General features: G+C 49.2%; 18 protein-coding genes, 1 tRNA gene and 3 pseudogenes. 9 read left to right on the top strand and 13 right to left on the bottom strand.

The annotated features are described in order from the left end of the window. Window positions 1-10 precede the first annotated feature (10 nt). The gene (locus AC534G_RS04450; protein ID WP_110496924.1) at window positions 11-1,099 is read right to left on the bottom strand and encodes a 4-oxalomesaconate tautomerase; all 1,089 of its coding nucleotides are present in this window, start codon (window positions 1,097-1,099) and stop codon (window positions 11-13) included. Between the two features lie 154 nt (window positions 1,100-1,253). Here AC534G_RS04450 and AC534G_RS04445 point away from each other — a divergent pair, with 154 nt between their 5' ends. From AC534G_RS04445 to AC534G_RS04435, 3 genes and pseudogenes are all read left to right on the top strand, one after another. Further along, complete coding sequence (locus AC534G_RS04445; protein ID WP_085048772.1) at window positions 1,254-2,183, top strand: LysR family transcriptional regulator; 930 nt, start codon at window positions 1,254-1,256, stop codon at window positions 2,181-2,183. A gap of 259 nt (window positions 2,184-2,442) precedes the next feature. Further along, window positions 2,443-2,748: pseudogene (locus AC534G_RS04440) on the top strand (LysR substrate-binding domain-containing protein); the annotation flags it as partial. 336 nt (window positions 2,749-3,084) lie between these two features. Continuing rightward, window positions 3,085-3,927 carry a helix-turn-helix domain-containing protein gene (locus tag AC534G_RS04435; RefSeq protein ID WP_233593710.1) on the top strand — a complete coding sequence of 281 codons (843 nt, stop codon included), beginning with the start codon at window positions 3,085-3,087 and terminating at the stop codon, window positions 3,925-3,927. A gap of 78 nt (window positions 3,928-4,005) precedes the next feature. Here the strand turns inward: AC534G_RS04435 and AC534G_RS04430 are convergent, their stop codons facing one another. The 4 genes from AC534G_RS04430 to AC534G_RS04415 are packed head-to-tail and all read right to left on the bottom strand — an operon-like array spanning window position 4,006 to window position 8,738. Beyond that, a complete protein-coding gene (locus tag AC534G_RS04430; RefSeq protein WP_110496922.1) occupies window positions 4,006-4,953 on the bottom strand; it encodes a fimbrial protein in 948 nt (315 codons plus the stop codon). Beyond that, window positions 4,944-7,406: a fimbria/pilus outer membrane usher protein gene (locus tag AC534G_RS04425; protein ID WP_496594505.1), complete on the bottom strand. Its 2,463-nt coding sequence runs from the start codon at window positions 7,404-7,406 to the stop codon at window positions 4,944-4,946. Before AC534G_RS04425 ends, AC534G_RS04430 begins: the two co-directional genes overlap by 10 nt. A gap of 22 nt (window positions 7,407-7,428) precedes the next feature. Then, a complete protein-coding gene (locus AC534G_RS04420) occupies window positions 7,429-8,139 on the bottom strand; it encodes a fimbrial biogenesis chaperone (RefSeq protein WP_110496918.1) in 711 nt (236 codons plus the stop codon). 53 nt (window positions 8,140-8,192) lie between these two features. Next, window positions 8,193-8,738 carry a fimbrial protein gene (locus tag AC534G_RS04415; protein ID WP_162620714.1) on the bottom strand — a complete coding sequence of 182 codons (546 nt, stop codon included), beginning with the start codon at window positions 8,736-8,738 and terminating at the stop codon, window positions 8,193-8,195. A gap of 485 nt (window positions 8,739-9,223) precedes the next feature. Between AC534G_RS04415 and AC534G_RS04410 the strand changes: the two genes are divergently transcribed. Then, window positions 9,224-9,880: a LuxR C-terminal-related transcriptional regulator gene (locus AC534G_RS04410; RefSeq protein WP_110496915.1), complete on the top strand. Its 657-nt coding sequence runs from the start codon at window positions 9,224-9,226 to the stop codon at window positions 9,878-9,880. 199 nt (window positions 9,881-10,079) lie between these two features. On the opposite strand, the gene AC534G_RS04405 is transcribed toward AC534G_RS04410, so the two are convergent. The 6 genes and pseudogenes from AC534G_RS04405 to AC534G_RS04380 all read right to left on the bottom strand — a co-directional run bounded on the left by AC534G_RS04405 (window position 10,080) and on the right by AC534G_RS04380 (window position 12,917). After that, complete coding sequence (locus AC534G_RS04405) at window positions 10,080-10,301, bottom strand: DUF987 domain-containing protein (protein ID WP_110496913.1); 222 nt, start codon at window positions 10,299-10,301, stop codon at window positions 10,080-10,082. 8 nt (window positions 10,302-10,309) lie between these two features. Continuing rightward, a pseudogene (locus AC534G_RS04400) lies at window positions 10,310-10,759 on the bottom strand (JAB domain-containing protein). Further along, a pseudogene (locus tag AC534G_RS04395) lies at window positions 10,719-10,916 on the bottom strand (Arm DNA-binding domain-containing protein); the annotation flags it as partial. The pseudogenes AC534G_RS04400 and AC534G_RS04395, both read right to left, overlap by 41 nt. Before the next feature lie 164 nt (window positions 10,917-11,080). Beyond that, window positions 11,081-11,154: transfer RNA gene (locus AC534G_RS04390), tRNA-Gly, on the bottom strand. Window positions 11,155-11,233: 79 nt separating this feature from the next. Then, window positions 11,234-11,968 (bottom strand): amidase activator ActS, encoded by a 735-nt coding sequence (gene actS / locus AC534G_RS04385; protein ID WP_038642856.1) that lies wholly within the window; start codon window positions 11,966-11,968, stop codon window positions 11,234-11,236. Window positions 11,969-12,056: 88 nt separating this feature from the next. After that, window positions 12,057-12,917: a LysR family transcriptional regulator gene (locus AC534G_RS04380; RefSeq protein ID WP_239509324.1), complete on the bottom strand. Its 861-nt coding sequence runs from the start codon at window positions 12,915-12,917 to the stop codon at window positions 12,057-12,059. Between AC534G_RS04380 and AC534G_RS04375 the strand changes: the two genes are divergently transcribed. The 5 genes from AC534G_RS04375 to idi all read left to right on the top strand — a co-directional run bounded on the left by AC534G_RS04375 (window position 12,874) and on the right by idi (window position 16,586). Next, window positions 12,874-13,008: a hypothetical protein gene (locus AC534G_RS04375; protein ID WP_255366011.1), complete on the top strand. Its 135-nt coding sequence runs from the start codon at window positions 12,874-12,876 to the stop codon at window positions 13,006-13,008. The two genes, AC534G_RS04380 and AC534G_RS04375, sit on opposite strands and share 44 nt — an antisense overlap. Window positions 13,009-13,169: 161 nt before the next feature. Beyond that, window positions 13,170-14,663: a UbiD family decarboxylase gene (locus tag AC534G_RS04370; protein WP_199981031.1), complete on the top strand. Its 1,494-nt coding sequence runs from the start codon at window positions 13,170-13,172 to the stop codon at window positions 14,661-14,663. A gap of 11 nt (window positions 14,664-14,674) precedes the next feature. Further along, window positions 14,675-15,253: a UbiX family flavin prenyltransferase gene (locus tag AC534G_RS04365; protein ID WP_038633460.1), complete on the top strand. Its 579-nt coding sequence runs from the start codon at window positions 14,675-14,677 to the stop codon at window positions 15,251-15,253. A 14-nt stretch (window positions 15,254-15,267) separates the two neighbouring features. Then, window positions 15,268-15,984: a DUF554 domain-containing protein gene (locus tag AC534G_RS04360; protein WP_038633463.1), complete on the top strand. Its 717-nt coding sequence runs from the start codon at window positions 15,268-15,270 to the stop codon at window positions 15,982-15,984. Between the two features lie 53 nt (window positions 15,985-16,037). After that, on the top strand, window positions 16,038-16,586 hold the full coding sequence (gene idi / locus AC534G_RS04355) for an isopentenyl-diphosphate Delta-isomerase (RefSeq protein WP_038633466.1): 549 nt from the start codon (window positions 16,038-16,040) through the stop codon (window positions 16,584-16,586). An 85-nt stretch (window positions 16,587-16,671) separates the two neighbouring features. Here idi and lysS read toward each other — a convergent pair whose 3' ends face one another. Further along, the gene (gene lysS / locus AC534G_RS04350; RefSeq protein ID WP_006686909.1) at window positions 16,672-18,189 is read right to left on the bottom strand and encodes a lysine--tRNA ligase; all 1,518 of its coding nucleotides are present in this window, start codon (window positions 18,187-18,189) and stop codon (window positions 16,672-16,674) included. A 9-nt stretch (window positions 18,190-18,198) separates the two neighbouring features. Continuing rightward, window positions 18,199-19,297 (bottom strand): peptide chain release factor 2 gene (gene prfB, locus AC534G_RS04345; protein ID WP_100194817.1). Its coding sequence is split into 2 segments (ribosomal slippage): window positions 18,199-19,221 and window positions 19,223-19,297, totalling 1,098 coding nucleotides; the frame shifts between segments, so codons are not numbered across the junction. Window positions 19,298-19,341 lie beyond the last annotated feature (44 nt).

The following is a 19,341-nucleotide window of genomic DNA, read 5'->3' as shown; positions in this document are numbered from 1 at the left end:
TAAATTTTATTTACGCAACTTCAGTGAGCATTTTTTCCGGTACACATACGGCACCCTCAAATAACTTGCGTGAAGTACGTATCACAGCGGCACGGGTTTTTTCGATATTGTTACCTTCCTTCAATAAGGACACGGATATTTTTCCACTTGGGTGTTCAATATCGATGATATTAGTGAAGAGCCCCTTTGGACGATCGGCGACAATTTTTGCCGCGACGGAGTCTTCAATCAGCGTTGCGGTCGAAATACCAATCGATCCGGTAATCGCCAGTGATTTATGGCATGTGTGCGGCATGAAATACCGTACCTGAATCGTTCCGCCGTTACGCGCCGGGCTGAGAAGAACCGGTTTAGGGATCACCTTGTTTGTCACATCCCCTAAGCCCATAGCTGCGCCAGCCTGACGACGCAGACTTTCCAGCTTTTCTTTAAATGCCTTATCGCCATCTAATTCTGCAGGAGATTCCCCTCCTGTTTTCCCCAAAGCTGAAGCGTCAATCAATACCATCGGCATCGCCATATCTATACAGGTGACTTCAATACCGTCGAAGACGTTTGTCGCACTGTCCGTCGGCAACAATTTCCCCGTTTTAGAACCCGCAGAGTTCAGGAAAGTTAAGCCTATGGGCGCAGCGGTCCCCGGGACTCCATCAATCTGGGTATCGCCTTCGTACACCACCCGATAATCAGGCGTTTGCACTTCTGCATCGACCAGCGTTCCGGTATTGAGATTGCGGATCCGCACCGTCGTTACCGGGCTTTGCGCCTTCACCAGCCCCTTTTCAATAGCAAAGGGACCGACCGCACAGAGCATATTGCCGCAGTTAGGCGTGGTATCGACACGACGTTCATTCACCATCACCTGTGCAAACAGGTAATCCACATCCGCGTCAGGACTTTCTGAAGTGCTGACTATCGCTACCTTACTGGTTTGCGGACTTCCACCGCCAATACCGTCAATTTCGAGTTCATGGCCTGCCCCCATCAAACTGAGTAAAACTGCGTCACGCGCTTCTGTTTCCGCAGGCAGGTCGCTGGCCAGAATCACCGGCCCTTTTGACGTACCGCCACGCATTAATACGCAAGGGATCTTTAACATATGTTTATCTCACTTCGCTTTTGTCAGGAACGCTATAAGGTTTTCACACTCCGGTTGATAACTCTAATGCCAAAAAAAGCATGATTAATACGTTTTGCACATTAATAGCCCGTGCGTTATGGTGGTTATATAAAAGCGAGAATGGGATACAGCTATGCCGCATGAACTACAGGGGATACAAGCGTTTGTAAAAATTGCAGAAATCGGATGCTTTACGAAAGCATCCCAATTTTTTCACATTTCACAACCTGCTTTAACACGCAGAATTCAGAAACTGGAAGATAGCCTGGGAACCACGCTGTTTGAACGCTCTACGCGCAGCGTTAAGCTCACGACAGTAGGAAGAGAATTTTTACCTAAAGCTAAGAATTTAATAGATTTTTATGAAAGTTCCATCCTCAGTATTAAAGAGATGGCGACACATCAGGCAGGTGTTATTACGGTTTCCTGTATCCCTACTGCCGCGTTCTATTTTCTGCCTTCAGTGATACGAGATTACAACAATGACTACCCAAACATCCGAATCCGCATACTGGAGCACAGCGCCAGCGATTGCCTGGAAGCAGTATTAAATGGCGACGCAGATTTCGGTATAAATATGATAAACGTCACACATCCAAATATCGATTTTGCGCCGCTGGTGAACGAACCCTTCGTTCTGGCATGCCGACGCGACAATGAGCTGGCAAATAAATCGCTGGTAACATGGGACGATCTGGCCGGTATGAAGCTGATTGGGGTAAGACGCTCCAGCGGAAACCGATCGCTGATCGATCAGGCTTTCGAGAAAATGGCCTGGAAACCTAACTGGTTTTATGAAGTGCGTCATCTTTCGACGTCACTAGGGATGGTGGAAGCGGGTCTCGGTGTGTCTGTCGTTCCCAGTCTGGCGATGCCGGCCGATGAACATCACATCCTTGTTAGTCGTCCACTGATAGAACCCGTCATACGCCGTACGCTTGGCCTTGTAAAACGCAGTGAAACAACCCTTAGTCCTGCGGCGGAAAAATTCCGCCAACTGATATTACATCTGTGGTCAGGCGAAAATAGCAGCCCCTGGATCAACAAGTTTACTCAGCTGTAACCCCCCGTTGGGCAACGAGTGTATGACCGATGAGAACTCTCCCACAGCATCTGCAGAGGAAGTCAACGCATTGATTTTCGGTAAAAAAAATTGTCGCAGGTGGAAATCAGGCAGAACAGAGGGAAACATCAAGGGAAGTGACTTTGGAGCGGGCGAAGGGATTAGAACAAGCCCAACAAGAAATTGAAAAATATATAATTTTCAAGTTATATCTTAACTTATACCCCCACTGTGAATTCAAGTAATTACCTTTGTCGATACCCACCGCGGTGAAGTGAGCTGCGTGCAGGTCAGCGGTACGATAATGAGCGACGATACCGAGGTGATCTGGCGGCTGGCGATTGCCGGTGAGGGGATTGTGTATAAGTCGTGGCTGGATGTCAGCGAAGATGTGCGCGACGGTCGATTACAACTGCTGATGCCCCATTATCTGGGAGAAAAGGTGCCGCTGAATATGATTTGTCCGCACTATAAGCAGCACTCAACGGCGGTACGGTTGCTGCACGATGCCGTAAAGGCCCGGTGTGAAGTGCTGATGACGGCGCCCACCAACCTTATTGATTAAGTGTGAAATTGAATGTTTATTTATCACTGGTCTAATGACAGGCGATTTTATCGCGTTCAAGAGTGAATGCAGTAGTTAATCTAATTATTAATTAGAGGACTGTTGCAATAATGAATATTGCATTTGTAATAAACACAATATTAACCATATTGGATGTAACTATTACTTCGTGAGATATTGCTATGCCCATGTATATTTATTAAAAGATATTTGACTAACCTCCATATGCTGACATATAAAGTATAATGGTTTCTTTTTGAGGTATTGTTTGTTGTAACCACTTAATCAATTGGATTGATGGGTGTTTTTATAGCGTATTAAAAGTGGGGAGAAGTGATGTTTTTGAAGTCAAAGATTATAAATGATGTGTTGACTTACATTGAAAATAATTTTACATCAGGGATCGATATTGATGATATTACCAAATTTTCTGGATATAGTCGCAGGCATATACAAGATATTATAAAGCAGCGCATTAACATGCCAGTAGGCCTGTATATTCGTAGAATACGGATCAGCAGAGCGGCTGCTTTATTACGTCTGACCCATATGGATATCATTGATATTTCCGTTAAGCTGGGGTTTGATTCACAGCAATCTTTTTGCCGTGAATTTAAAAAGCTAACCGGCTATACTCCCAGAGAATACCGTAAAAACCTGAGCTGGGATCTTACTCCGCTGCAGGAGTTTTTACCAAGAAACGAAATTATTGTTAATAATATAGAAAAATGTACCTTACCAGTAGGTTATGTGACTGGATTTCACTATAATTACGACTCTCCTACCCCCCCCCTCCAGGAGTCATATCAGCATCGTTTAAACTTGATATATGAGCAACTTTCCAGCCTAAAACAAGATATATGGACCTTGACCGGCTTCAACCCTCATCCAAACTCGACTACCCGAATGAAGGTGAAATCGATTATAGGTACTAAGGGAGATTATTCACTGAATACCTATAACCGTTATGAATGCCCTTCTGGGGAATATGCTTGTTTTTCGTTTCGATTTAATAAGGATAACTACTGGTTTTTTTCAAGACATATTTATTTAAAATTAATGCCGGAGCGAAGATTAAAGAGAAAAAATGGTTATGATATAGAGGTTTTTTATTATAGCGAAGATGATATTCTTAATGAAACAATAAGCTGTGATCACTACGTACCTTTGGAGATATAGCATCGGGCATCAGTATGATGCAAAAAAAGCTCCACTTGCGTGGAGCAAAGACTCACCGCACGCTCAACTTATTATTCGTTACTCATATTCGGCATTAAAATATAAAACGGAACGAACATTTCCGGGGCTAACCTTACTATCTGTTTGATAATATCGTGCATGAAAAGGAATCGTGTAGGTTTCATTTTCCTGATAGGTCACATTGAAATGTGAAGGTGTCGAAAAGTTTATTGGCTTTTGATTTGAATCTAAAACCTGGATACCGATACCCGCAGCTCCCCTGTGCTGGATATTCGGTAAGACGCCGATGTTACGTTCCCGGCCGTTATGGATGTCACTCCAGTTCATTTTCACCCGGGAATGCGTTTTAAAATCACTTTTACATAGCAGGTCAATGCTAAATGGTTTCATTCCCGCCGTCGTACCGCGACCGCGAAAGTGTTCAATCGGGACTTCAGGTAAGTTTACGTTGATTATCCGATTGCCCTTTATCGAACAGGATTGGTTGAGCAGCATGATATATTTGGCTGGTAGTACGATATTCACGACCGGCAGCGATTGAGCATCGCTTCTTATCTGCAGGTTGAGTGGCCCCGGAGCAACATGTGCTGGTAGGTTATTATCCAGCTTGATCAGTTCGATATTGACCTTACCGTTTCTGAACTCGTCCGGCGTGGCCCTGAATGCTGACGGCCACTGAATCGTTCGTCCTGTTGAGGTTTCCAGCGTCACTTTTATGCCAATGCCGTTCACGTTGCTGCGCAGGATGCCGGGCAGCGATATCGCGGATTGATCGCCCATGACCTGTGCCGTAAACGACTGGCTATCGGTGCACCCTGCGTTCTGCACATTATGGAGGGTATGGGTGCGCGTCTGAATCACGCCTCCGGACTGAACGGCCCGCTTCGCCGCAACGCTCTCCGGCGGAGCGATAATTTTTTGCGTGGTCAGCATGCACGCCGCGCTGGCATTCTGCTGAACGCTTAACGCGAAGCCCAGAATAAAAACTGTACGTATTACCGACATGTTGCCTCCTGGCTTTTGAGCACGATCGTACATTTCCCTTTTTCCAGAGAAACAAACACTTCCGGGGATGTTGTATCATCGATATAGAGCGCGCCGCCTTGCCCGACGTAGCCAATATGGTTGTTGTCGCGGTCGCGGATCACGGCGCCAAACGGCATTTTCTGCTGGCCCTTAATGCGTGGGTAAATAATCGTCTGTCGGCGTAGCGTTGTTTCGAAGCTGACGGGAACGACGTTACCCTCAAAAGGTACAACCTTGCTCTGGGTTTTGGTGAAGGTCAGGCCTTCGGCGGAGCCTTTCGGATCGATCGTGACGTCATTCACGCGCCACGGACGCAGCCACGGCATAATGGCATAGCCATTTTTATCGAAGCGGGTTCCGGGGACGCCGTCCAGATGCGCGCCGTGGGCATCCGGTGCGTGGACCAGGGCAACGGTATCCGCACGTTCCGGTGAGAAAGTGACTCCCCCCGCGTGCCCGACCAGCATTCCGTTCATTCCCCCACTGACCTGATGCCAGGAGTTGCTCTGGCTCCACGTCCCGTTCAGGGTGGTATAAGGGGTGCGTACCATGCCGTTTGCGCCCCATTCCACATCACCCCCGCGGGCGTAGCCGGTGTTTAGTCCCCAAACAATATTGTTTTCCTCATCAGAAGAGGTGGTGAAACCAAGGCGCGTGTTGCTGGCTTTGCCGTTGTTGCTGTAACTGTCGGAAGAGATCTGCGTAAAGCCGGCGTTATCCCGCGGCAGGAAGTAGCTAAAAGAAAGCATAATTTGGTCATCTTTGGTGACTGAACCGCGTTCATCCTCGTTCCAGAAGCGCTGCGCCGAGATGCTCCAGGTCAGGTTGCCCCAGGCGTTGGTGTATCCCACGGCATACTGGCGATAATTATCCTGCTGATCCCAGTACTTCTTCACAGATCCGGACAAATAGAATGAACCCCAGGTGTCGGATAGCGGCTGATTGATGCTGGTGCTAAGTGATTGCTTTTCACGCAAGGATGTATACGGGTTTACCGATGTCTCAGCATCTAATGAATCCAATGCATCGCGTTGGCCATAGAAATGGTGTGAACTGAATTTCGCCTCCAGCCATATTGAGGTTTCAGACCATGGAAGAGTGCGGTTCCACGTCAAGCGATACTGCTGTCCCTGGTGTCGATCGTCGTCAAGGTTCAGGCGCGATTGCGTAACATCGATGGCAAATGCCCCCAGTTCGGTATTGAGGCCACTACCAATCAGAGCCGACTGATAGCGTTCAAATCCGGATGCGCCGGTATACAAGGTTAAATAGTTATTCAGGCCGTACTGCCAAAAGGCCTGAGCGGCAAACGGATCTTCATCATAATTGTCTTCATCCACGGCCCCCACGGTGACGCCATAGCGTGATACGCCGGGTTTAAGCAGCTGCGGTACGGTGGAATAAGGCACGGTAAAACGGCGGATGCGTCCATCAGACTCCTGAATGGTGACCAGCAGCTCGCCGCCCGTATTGGCGGGCAGCACGGACTCAATCGAGAACGGACCGGCCGGAACGGAGGTTTGATGAATGGTCTGGCCGTCCTGGGTGATGGTCACCCGGGCGTTGGTTTCCGCAACCCCGCGAATCACCGGCGCCCAGTTCAGCGTGCTGTCCGGGCGCATCAAATCCTCGGATTCCAGCCCCACCCCGAGAATAGCAATACTGTCGAACATCTGGCTGTCGGTGTAGAACTTCCCGGCGCTGAACATCGATTTCCAGCCCACGATCGGCCGTTTCAGCGTTGTGCGGTTGTTGGCGTAATGGCTGCCTGCTTTGCTGTCCCAGCTTTGGCTGCGAAAATGCTCAAGCAGCCATCCGCCGGCAGAAGTGCGGATATCCATTCCCAGCCAGGCGCTGTCCGTGCTGGAGCGCTCGTTACCCCGCTGCTGGCTACTGTAGTAGTCCGCGTTGTAGCCAAAATTAATTGCCGGGATCCCCGGCTGCCATAGTTCAGGCTGCACGTAATTGCTTTCGATATTATCGACATAGGCCTGTGGAATCGCGATGCGTAACTCAAGCTGAGCGGCGTTGAGCTGCTCGCTGGCTTTTCCGCTGTTGTCCCATTCGGCGATAGTGCCGCAGTGCGAAGGCTGGGCGGCCAGCGCGGCATTCATTTTGTCGGGGTTCACGCCAAGGCCTTTCAGGAACTGCCCGGAGTAACAGCTGACTAAATCCCCTCGCTTATTCTTTTTGAATAAAAGCTCACGGCGTCCTCGCCAGCTGTCGTTAATATAAATATCGACAATATATGTTCCCGGTAATAGCCCGGCGGCATTAAATGAACGTAGGTCATTTAGCGAGGCATTGCCCATCAGTACGGCATTATCAAAGGTATAGCGCGTGGTATCTTCTGCGTGCAGTTCGACTGAAAATAATGAAATATTAAAAACCATAAAGCAGGGTATGGTGAGGATCCTTTTACATAAACCCATGGTGTATTCCTTTGATCTCTTTTTATTTATTAATAGCTGTTTTAAACTCCACGACACTGCCGTAATCGCTGACGGCATGCAGAACCACCGGCTCTCCCTTTCTCACTTTATGTTTTAAATTATTAATATCTGTTCGGCTTTTAGGCGGAACCATCACGCCTTCCTCCAGCAGTTTATTGCCGGAGGTGGTGGAAATATTTGCAACCGTAATGTAAAACGGCGTGGGGTTGACCAGCGTCATCTCGCTATTGCGGGCAATAATTTCCATCTTGCTTTCCGCATTCTGACGGTCGCCCAGGCTGGCCGGTCGCCAGAATAACTTAAAGCGTGAACGAATGGCTAAGTTGAGCGTCGATGAGTTTTCCGGGACATTGCGGTTATCCACGGAGGGGATATCCAGAATGTTCAACCACCACAGAGATTCCCGGTCGGTGGCAACAATATGTCTGTCCGCCGCTTTTTTTATTCTCACCGACTGGCCGTTTCCCGCGTCGATGCGGGCGATAGGTGGCGAGATGATAAATGGGGTGGTGATTTCCTCGGGTAATTTAGCGGAGTCCCCCTCATCCAGCCATATTTGCGCCAGCGACGGTGATTGATTCGTGTTGGTCATTTGTATGGTGATTTCTGAAGACTCCTCAGGATAAATAAACCGGGTGCCGTTAACGATAATATTGTTGGCGAGTGCGGTATTAACAGAAAATAAAGCCAATAAGGCAATGATGATTTTCATAAGGCCTCTTCTTAAAAAAGTGCCATAGCACAGAGTGCTATGGCATTATGTATTTAGTTATAGGTAATGCTGTAGTGTGCCTGAGCCTTCACTCCACCAGGAATTATAGGGAGGTTAGTCTCTTTGGACTTAATGTAGCCAACCTGGAATGTATAATCCAGAGATGTTTTATCTTTAGATAAAAATTTTGAGTCAGGATCAAATTTATTTTCCCCATGGCTCAGGTCAATTACTTTCCCTTCTGTGGTTTCTAATCGCAGTGCTGCGTTTGAACCTATCATAAGGGTGTTTTTAAGATACCCGTCATTCGTTATATGAGAATTTTTGCCCCATGATAATCGAGGGATCAAATTTTCGTCCATATAACAGTCTTTAACTTTAATACTAAATTTCTTGACCTGCACAGGCGCATCTTTATTGACTAGCGTGTTAATAACCGGGCTTAGTTGAACTTCTTTATATCCCTGATTTTCAATTTTACAGGAGTTTGGTAATACAGAACCCTTGAAATTAACATATCCATGTGGATCACCAAATGCCATTGCTGAAGGTATTGAAACTGCACATGCAATTAAAGCTACAAGTGATAGTTTACTCATAATGCGTTCCTCGTTTAGAAATACATATTCATAATTATCAGTAGTGTTTTTTTGGACACGCATGATTAATGTGCCCATTTGAATCAGGCTTGCGCCTTGTACTAATTATGAAAGGTAAAACATTGTTGTATATCGCATATTGGACGTATTTTGCTCAGGAAATGATATTAAAAGTGGTCGCTATATATGAGGTGTCATGCAATATTGCTATGTACCAACATCACTAAGTGCATATTTTAGTGAGATGTGAATAAAATATCTATAAAATACATGGAATTAGGCTTTTTCACTCGTATCGTATAAAATTTATTAAAAGAAAAGGCGATCTGACACCTCGGGAAAATCGAAGAGTGGTATTGCACAATTAGCTAAATTTTCATAATTCAATCAGATAATATTTAATCTTAAGTAATGACATGTTATTGATTCCGCATGCCATAGCGACAGGGAAGCATTTTCAATCATCATGTGAACGAAGGTCATATATGCTTAACATGGACAGTAAGATAATATTGATTAGCAACCGGTCAATACAAACGCAGCTCCTGCTGGACTATCTCAATAAGAAAAGCGATAACTTAGTTGATTTTGTTGATATTAGCAGGCCGGATATGTCGTTTGTCTCTGAAGGCAGTATCATACTCTACGATATTCAGGCATCCAGCAGGAAATTAAAAAAAATCTGGTCAACATTACTCAATGACAGTGCCTGTCATTTGCGCATTTATATTATCAATTGCCTGCGATCGCTCTCGTTATACGAAAATATGTCATGGCCCAATTTTGAATCTATCATTCCTCATAATTGCACTACTGAACATTTGCTGGACGTGATTAAAAAAGGTTGTCATCTCCCCCGTTTAGAACGGACGGTTTCTCCCCCGACTGCACAACTCAACCTTAGCCAATCGAATGATAATGCCGAAATGCTCACGGAAAGAGAGTATGAAATACTGGCAGAACTGGCCAAGGGGGCATCTAACATGGATATTGCCCGGGCGTTTTTCATTAGCGAAAACACGGTGAGAACGCATATCTACAATATCTTCAAAAAAATCTCGGTGAGCAATCGCACGCAGGCTGCCTGTTGGGCAAATGTACATCTCAGAAGCCGAGTGCTGGATGAACTTCCCTGGGCGTAACGGTAAAACCGGCGCAAAGCCGATATTTTCACTTTGCGCCGGAAGATTATCGTACGTTGTATCAGTCTTTCCTGGCTGCGTTAGCAAAGAAAATATCAGACTGAATATCTTTGGTGCGGATGGTGAACAACTGATTAGTCAGGTCTTCGGTTAAGTGGTCGACTGCATTAATATATTTCTTAATGACTGAGTGGGTTGGTTAGTTCACTGTCACGCTGCGAAGAATGGCGTACGGGCCTGCTCGGTCCTGACGAGGTTCAACAAAAACAGCGAGTACGCCGCTGATATCCTGAACTTCACGTCCGTAGTAATGGCAGACACTGCCATGCCACTGGTAGTGACCTGTACAGAAGGCAGATAACCTAGATTCGGGATGCTGACGATAAATATGCATCGCCTGGCGCTTACTGATGATTTTCATTCTGCACCTCATAACAAGCCACATTCAGCAAAAGACACCACTTCGTTCCCGACCACAAGATGATCCAGCACACGCACTTCCACCAGAGCCAAGGCTTTAGCAATTCGCTGAGTGACATGTTTATCCTGCTGGCTGATTTCTGTCGTGGTTATGCGCCAAAATGACCGCAGCGGCGTTATGTTTCAGGGCTGATTTAACAACTTCGCGGGGATGCACTTCGGTATGGCTGAGCGTGCCGGTAAACAGTGTTTCTCGCTCCGCAGGCAATGCTGATTGACTAGATACATTACGATGAAGACTTCCCGCTCCAGATGAGCCATCTGCAGTTGCAGCCAAGATTTTGTGAGGCTGGTGGAGGTAAATGACTCACTCGGTTGACGCTGGTATTTCTCCAGCAGACGTAATGCTCGCTGGATGACTCGCTGCTCGTTTGCAGGAAATATCGGGGTAAACGCCAATAGCGAGCAGCTTCTCTTTACCTAACGAACGGAATTTGAGACGCCAGTATCTTTTACCGTTGGGATTAACCAGCAGGTAAAGACCACCACCATCAGCGAGTTTGTAAGGCTTATCTTTAGGCTTTGCAGTTTCAACCTGACGAGCTGTCAGCTTCATTGGGGGTACCTCTTAGCAGGGGGTACAATTATACCCCCATCCATACCCCCACATTGAGCTTGACCCTGGGGGAGTACAATTGAGTTCCATAGACTAATAAAATGCTATAACCACTGATTTATCAAGGAAAAATTGAGTTTGGTAGACTTTAGGGGAGTTAAGTTTGGAGCGGGCGAAGGGAATCGAACCCTCGTATAGAGCTTGGGAAGCTCTCGTTCTACCATTGAACTACGCCCGCATTGAAGTGCGTAAGGGATTATAAACCTTACGCTCTTCTTGGCAAGGGACGAACCGACTGACTGGCGATTAATTCACCGTCAGCATTTTGGCTTACTGCCCTGCGGCGGTAAATAACGCAGCGGATCGATAGCCGTTGCGCGATAACGGATCTGGAAATGCAGACGCACCGTCGTCGCATCCGTGCTGCCCATCGTGGCGATCTTCTGCCCGGCTTTCACGTTTTGACCGTTGTTCACCAGCATGGTGTCATTATGCGCATAGGCAGTGATGTAATCCTCACTGTGCTTAATCATGATGAGGTTGCCATAGCCCCGCAGTTGATTGCCGACATAGACCACTTTCCCGGCTCCGGCCGCATAAATCGGCGTACCGCGCGCAGCAGAAATATCAATGCCCTTATTACCGCCGTCCGCCGTGGAATAAGGCAGGATCACCTTACCGCTGGCAGGCCACTGCCAGCAGCGTTGTCCTACCGGCGGCCAGGACGACTGAGGTACAGAAGAAGACGGTCTGACGGCAGCCGTTTTGGTAGAAGATTTGCTCGAGGATTTCGCGGTTGCTTTACGCGCTGTTGTACTGGTTTTCGCATCACCGTTAAGCTTCAGCTTTTGCCCCACCTCAATGGTATAAGGGGGGGAAATGTTGTTCAGACGGGCGAGATCCCGAACGCTGGTGCCAGTAGAGCGTGAAATGGCGTACAGCGTATCACCGCGCTTCACAGTATACGTGGAACCGGAATCAGATGAACTGGAACACCCTGCCAGGATCAGGCTGCTCACCAACATTATCGTGATATAAAAACGTTTATTCATCAGCCATTCTGCACTCAACACAACGTTTACCTCGAAATCAGAGGTCATTATCATACCAGCCAGCCGGACGATCCCCAATCGCTACGCTTCAATCGGTAGGGTTAAACGGATATCCCTGTGCGATAATATCCATTAACGCGGGTAGATAAGGCATAGAGGGTAATTTCACCAGCGCAGGATAAAATATTTGTGGCGAAGGAAAAACGTCTACCACGTAACATTGGCTAAGTTTATCAGCATCGACTTCCGAAGACGGTAATAACGTCGCAGCCTCAAGGCCGGACTCCAGCCAGTCGAGAATGACCCCCGGTTGCGTAATATGCATGATCACTTTTGCGCTTACTCCGGATTTACGAAACAAATCCATCAGCATCTCGTAAGTCCCTGAATCCTTTGCCCGATGCAACAGCACCAACGGCATCTCCGCCAGCGCAGTGTAGTTATAGGGGTTTGCAGGAGGGTCCGGCAGGCATTTTTTATTAATTACCGCCACCAGCTTAATCGGATCAAACGACACATAATCAAAGCCTTCACTGCGATAGGGACGCTGTATTAAAGCAATATCGATTCCTCCTTCCGTTAATAATGTCTCAAGATGGCTGGAGTCGGTAACAGAAATATTGATCGCCGTATCCGGATTACGTCGGTAAACTTCCATCAACAGTGCTTTAAAATAGTTCTGGTAGAGATGAGTTAAACCTATTCTTAATTCGGCTCTGTTTTTTTGTGCAATATCTGTCGTTTCCCTGGCGGTATCCTCCACCTGACGTAATATTTCACATCCTTTGCGATAGAGAAAAAAACCGGCCTCCGTGGGTTCAATACGATTTCCACGGCGAACAAAGAGCGAGACCTGAAGTTCTTCTTCCAGCTCCTGAATCCGCTTGCTGAGGGGGGGTTGCGCCATGTTCAACGATTTCGCCGCCTGGCTTACCGACCCTTGTTCCACCACCCGACAAAAATACCGTAAGCGCTTTAAATCCATCATCATCACCCGTGGTTTAACGTATCGCCAGTATCACACTTACCCAAAAAAATAAAAAGCCAGCCCGCTACATCTCATGTTAATTAATCATTATTTAACAGGTCATTAAAATAAACTTTTTTGATCTACTAACTATCCGGTAAACGGTATTTGTGTAAAAGCGCCACGGAAAATATTGTGCAGACAACGAAACATCTTTTCCGAAGGAACCATCCCATGGCAAATACTGATAACAAATCTCCCTCAACGGTGCATGATTTACGCTCTGCGCTCCAACTACTGAAAACACTTCCCGGCGAGTACGTTGAAACCGATACCGAAGTCGACCCGCACGCGGAACTCTCTGGGGTGTATCGTTATGTGGGCGCGGGCGGAACCTGCCAGCGCCCGACCCGCAAGAACGGGCCGGTGATGGTATTTAATAAAATCAAAGGATTTCACGATATCAGCGTGGCAATTGGCCTCAACGGTTCGCGCCAGCGCGTCAGCCATTTTCTGCAGTGCGAACCAGCAAAACTAGGGCATCTGCTGAAAGATTCTGTGGAAAACGCCATAGCGCCGGTCATGACTCAGGGTGCGGCGGAATGTCAGGAAGTGGTGCATCTGGAGAGCGATGCCGATTTCGATCTGCGCAAACTATTACCCGCTCCGACCAATACAGAAGAAGACGCTGGTCCCTATATTACCATGGGCCTGTGCTACGCCTCAGACCCGGAAACTCACGAATCCGATATCACCATTCACCGCTTGTGTGTACAGAGCCGCGACGAACTGTCCATGTGGCTGACCCCTGGTCGCCATATTGATGCTTTCCGCATGAAAGCAGAAGCCGCAGGTCAGCCGCTACCGATTTCAATCAGCATCGGCGTGGATCCGGCGATTGAAATTGCCGCCTGTTTTGAGCCGCCAACCACCCCGCTGGGCTTCAACGAATTGAGCATTGCGGGCGCGCTGCGCGGCAAAGCCGTTGAGATGGTGCAGTGTAAAACCATCAACGAAAAAGCTATCGCTCATGCGGAGATCGTCATTGAAGGCGAACTGCTGCCAAACGCACGCGTACGCGAAGATCAGAACACCCATACCGGGCGCGCAATGCCTGAGTTTCCGGGTTATACCGGCGAAGCGAAAGAGGCTATTCCGGTGATCAAAGTGAAAGCCGTTACTCACCGCAATAACCCCATCTGGCGCACCACCGTCGGACCTGGCGAAGAACATGTCAATATGGCCGGTATTCCGACTGAAGCCAGCATTCTGGATATGGTAGAACGCGCCATGCCGGGCAAACTACTCAATGTTTTCGCCCACTCGGCGGGCGGTGGCAAACTTCTGGCGGTTCTGCAGTTTAAAAAATCTTCTCCGACAGATGAAGGTCGGCAGCGCCAGGCTGCTCTACTGGCTTTCTCTGCATTCCCGGAACTCAAGCACGTCATCCTGGTGGATGAGGATGTAGATATTTTCGATAGCGACGACGTTCTCTGGGCCATGCAAACCCGCTACCAGGGGGATATTGACACCATTACGATCCCTGGCGTTCGTTGCCACCCGCTCGATCCGTCACAGGTGCCGGAATACAGCCCGAGCATCCTGCAACAGGGAATGTCCTGCAAAACCATTTTCGACTGTACGGTGCCATTCCACCTGAAGCACAACTTCCAGCGTTCCAAATTTAAAGATGTGGACGTGAAGCGCTTCCTGCCGGATTTCGAGTAAAGGAGACCACCATGACAGCACGCATCATCATTGGGATCAGTGGGGCCTCCGGGTTTCAGTACGGCGTTAAGGCGCTGGAGTTGCTTCGCCAACACCCCGTTGAAGTCCATCTGGTGGTCTCAAAAGGAGCAGAAAAAACCTGCGAACTGGAGACAGATTACCGCCTGGACGATGTGACAGCGATGGCTGACGTGGTACATCCCATCGCGGATCTGGGGGCGGCTATCTCCAGCGGTTCATTTAAAACACTGGGGATGCTGATCGCACCATGTTCCATGCGCTCTTTGGGCGCAATCGCCCACTGCCTGACGGACAACCTGCTGACCCGTGCGGCGGACGTGGTGCTGAAAGAGCGTCGTCGTCTGGTGCTGCTGGCCAGAGAAACGCCGCTGAACCTCGGCCATATTCGCAATATGGCCGCAGTAACTGAAATGGGCGGGATCATCTTTCCGCCGGTTCCGGCGCTGTATCAACGTCCGCAAACGGCGGACGACATCATCACCCATAGCGTTAATCGTGCGCTCGATCTGTTCGACCTTGAGGTCAACAATATCCCCCGCTGGGGTGAAGGCGAGCTAAATTTTACTTAACAGGACATTTCTCAATGTTAATCGGCCCATATGTAAATGGTTCCGCCGTCATTCTTGGCGGGTTAGTTGGCGCAATGGCGGGCGGCAAGCTCCCTGAGCGTGTGAAAACGGCGCTGCCGATGACTTTCGGGCTTTGCTCCGTTGGTCTGGGTATCACGCTGGTACTAAAAGTGAAATATATGCCAGCAGTGGTGCTGGCAATGGTGATCGGCGCCATTCTCGGTGAATTGCTGCATCTGGAAAAAGGAATTGGTAAAGCCGCTGGCTCCACGCGCGGTTTAATCAACAAAGTTCTGCCGCCAGTTAATGGCCTGGGTCACGAAGAGTTCACAGAGAAATTTGTCGCCATCCTGGTACTGTTTTGCGCCAGTGGCACCGGGATTTTCGGGGCGATGACCGAAGGGATGAGCGGCGACCCATCAATTCTGTACATCAAAACGATCCTCGATCTGTTTACCGCAGGGATTTTTGCCACACTTCTCGGCTACGCGGTTATGACCATCGCCATCCCACAAATCATTATTCAGGTGGCGCTGGCGATGCTGGCAGTGATTATCCTGCCGATGATCACTCCTGACATGATGGCGGATTTCTCTTGTGCTGGCGGACTGCTGATGGTGGCCACCGGTTTGCGTATCTGTAACATTAAACTTTTCCCGGTCGCCAACATGTTGCCAGGGCTTGTTTTGGTAATGCCTTTGTCCCATTTATGGGCTACCCTAGTGGCCTGAGTGCATGACCCGGCGGGTTTGCGTCGGGTCATTTTTTATTTTCAGGAGTTGTCATGGCCGGGGAACATGTCATTTTGCTGGACGAGCAAAATAAACCGTCAGGCATGCTGGAAAAGTATGCCGCCCATACCTTCAACACCCCTTTGCATCTCGCGTTTTCCTGCTGGATATTTAACGACCAGGGACAACTGCTGGTGACGCGCCGTTCACTGCACAAAAAAGCCTGGCCTGGCGTCTGGACAAACTCTGTCTGTGGCCATCCGCAGTCGGGGGAGACAACCGAAGATGCCGTTATCCGCCGCGCCCGTTTTGAACTGAGCGCAGACATTACCGCGCTCGCCTCTGTATATGCGGATTTCCGTTATTGCGCTACGGATCCCAATGGAATTATGGAGAACGAAGTTTGTCCGGTCTATGCCGCGCAGCTTACCAGCCAACTACAGCCAAATGCGGATGAAGTGATGGATTACCAGTGGAGCAATCTTGAGGATGTGTTAAGCGGGATTGATGCAACGCCGTGGGCGTTTAGCCCGTGGATGGTGATGCAGGCTTCAAACGATAAGGCGCGAGAATTACTGCGCAAGTTTGCCAACGGGAATTAATTGCCTGATGGCGCTATGCTTACCTGGCCTACATAGCGAATTGTAGGCCGGATAAGGCATCAGCCGCCATCCGGCATGTCACATCTTACTTAACCGGGCGCATCGCCGGGAACAGGATCACGTCGCGGATGGTATGGCTGTTGGTGAACAGCATAACCATACGGTCGATACCAATACCCAGACCCGCAGTCGGCGGCAGACCGTGTTCCAGAGCGGTAACGTAGTCTTCGTCGTAGAACATCGCCTCGTCATCACCCGCATCTTTGGCGTTAACCTGATCCTGGAAACGCTGCGCCTGATCTTCTGCATCGTTCAGTTCGCTGAAACCGTTACCGATCTCACGTCCGCCGATGAAGAATTCGAAGCGATCGGTGATTTCCGGGTTTACGTCATTACGACGCGCCAACGGAGAAACTTCGGCCGGGTACTCGGTAATGAAGGTCGGTTGAATCAGGTGCGCTTCCGCGACTTCTTCGAAGATCTCAGTCACGATACGGCCCAGACCCCAGCTCTTCTCAACTTTGATGCCGATAGATTCAGCGATCGCTTTAGCAGAGTCGAAGTTATCCAGATCGGCCATGTTGGTTTCCGGACGGTATTTCTGAATCGCTTCGCGCATGGTCAGTTTTTCGAACGGCTTACCGAAGTCGAAGACTTCTTCGCCGTAAGGCACTTCGGTGGTTCCCAGAACGTTCTGCGCCAGCGTGCGGAACAGTGATTCGGTCAGTTCGATCAGATCTTTGTAGTCCGCATACGCCATGTAGAGTTCCATCATGGTGAACTCTGGGTTATGACGAACAGAGATGCCTTCGTTACGGAAGTTACGGTTAATTTCGAATACGCGTTCGAAGCCGCCAACCACCAGACGCTTGAGGTACAGTTCCGGCGCGATACGCAGGTACATATCCAGATCCAGCGCGTTATGATGGGTGATGAACGGACGCGCCGCCGCGCCGCCAGGGATCACCTGCATCATCGGGGTTTCTACTTCCATAAAGCCGCGACCCACCATGAACTGGCGGATGCCAGCCATAATCTGTGAACGCACTTTAAAGGTATTGCGGGATTCATCGTTAGAGATGAGATCCAGATAGCGCTGACGATAACGCGCTTCCTGGTCCTGCAGCCCGTGGAATTTATCCGGCAGCGGGCGCAGCGCTTTCGTCAGCAGACGCAGCTCGGTGCAATGAATGGACAGCTCACCGGTCTTGGTCTTGAACAACTTACCTTTCGCGCCGAGGATATCGCCCAGATCCCATTTTTTGAACTGCTCGTTGTAAACGCCTTCCGGCAGATCGTCACGAGCAACGTACAGCTGAATACGGCCGCCAACATCTTGCAGCGTAACGAATGAGGCTTTACCCATAATACGGCGGGTCATCATACGACCAGCAACGGATACCTCAATGTTCAGCGCTTCCAGCTCTTCGTTTTCTTTCGCGTCGAAGTCAGCATGCAGTTGGTCTGAGGTGTGATCGCGACGGAAATCGTTCGGGAACGGGATCCCCTGCTCACGCAGGCTCGCCAGCTTCTCACGGCGCGTTTTCAGTTCATTGTTAAGGTCGGCTACCGCGTCAGCGCCCTGTACGTGTTGTTCAGACATGTTGGTTCCTCATAACCCTGCTTTCAAACTTGCTTCGATAAATTGATCCAGGCTGCCATCCAGCACCGCCTGCGTGTTACGGGTTTCAACCCCGGTACGCAGATCTTTAATGCGGGAGTCATCAAGGACATAAGAACGAATCTGGCTACCCCAGCCGATATCTGACTTATTGTCTTCCATCGCCTGTTTCTCGGCATTCTTCTTCTGCATTTCCAGTTCATAAAGCTTCGCTTTCATCTGCTTCATGGCCTGGTCTTTGTTCTTGTGCTGGGAACGGTCGTTCTGACACTGCGTCACAATCCCGGTCGGGATGTGGGTGATACGCACCGCCGATTCTGTACGGTTAACGTGCTGACCGCCCGCGCCAGAGGCGCGATAAACGTCAATGCGCAGATCCGCCGGGTTGATGTCGATATCGATATCATCGTCAACTTCCGGATAGACAAACGCCGAGCTGAACGACGTATGGCGGCGACCGCCGGAGTCGAACGGGCTCTTACGTACCAGACGGTGTACGCCGGTTTCAGTCCGCAGCCAACCGTACGCATATTCGCCAGCAATTCTGATGGTCACGGATTTAATACCCGCCACTTCGCCTTCAGATTCTTCAATAATTTCAGTTTTAAAGCCGCGAGCTTCGGCCCAACGCAGATACATACGCATCAGCATGCTCGCCCAGTCCTGCGCTTCCGTACCGCCGGAGCCAGCCTGAATATCGAGATAGCAATCTGCGCTGTCATATTCGCCGGAGAACATACGACGGAATTCCAGCTGCGCCAGCTTATCTTCCAGGGTATCGAGTTCTGCTACGGCTTCGTTAAAGGTTTCTTCGTCGTCGGCTTCTACAGCCAACTCCAACAGGCCGGAGACATCTTCCAGGCCCTGGCTCATTTGGTCGAGTGTATCTACGATGGCCTCAAGGGAGGAACGCTCTTTACCCAGCGCCTGCGCACGTTCGGGTTCGTTCCATACGTCCGGCTGTTCCAGCTCGGCGTTTACTTCTTCCAGACGCTCTTTCTTGGCATCATAGTCAAAGATACCCCCTAAGAACGTCAGAGCGCTCCGTGAGGTCCTGAATGCGGTTATTTACCGGATTAATTTCAAACATTGTCTGATTTCTTTTATTGGACTAGTCAAAATGCGGTTATAAGA

This window comes from Citrobacter sp. CRE-46 (genome assembly GCF_059615875.1).
Note: the sequence above shows the minus strand (reverse complement) of the source record. Positions and strands in the feature narration are given on the sequence as shown.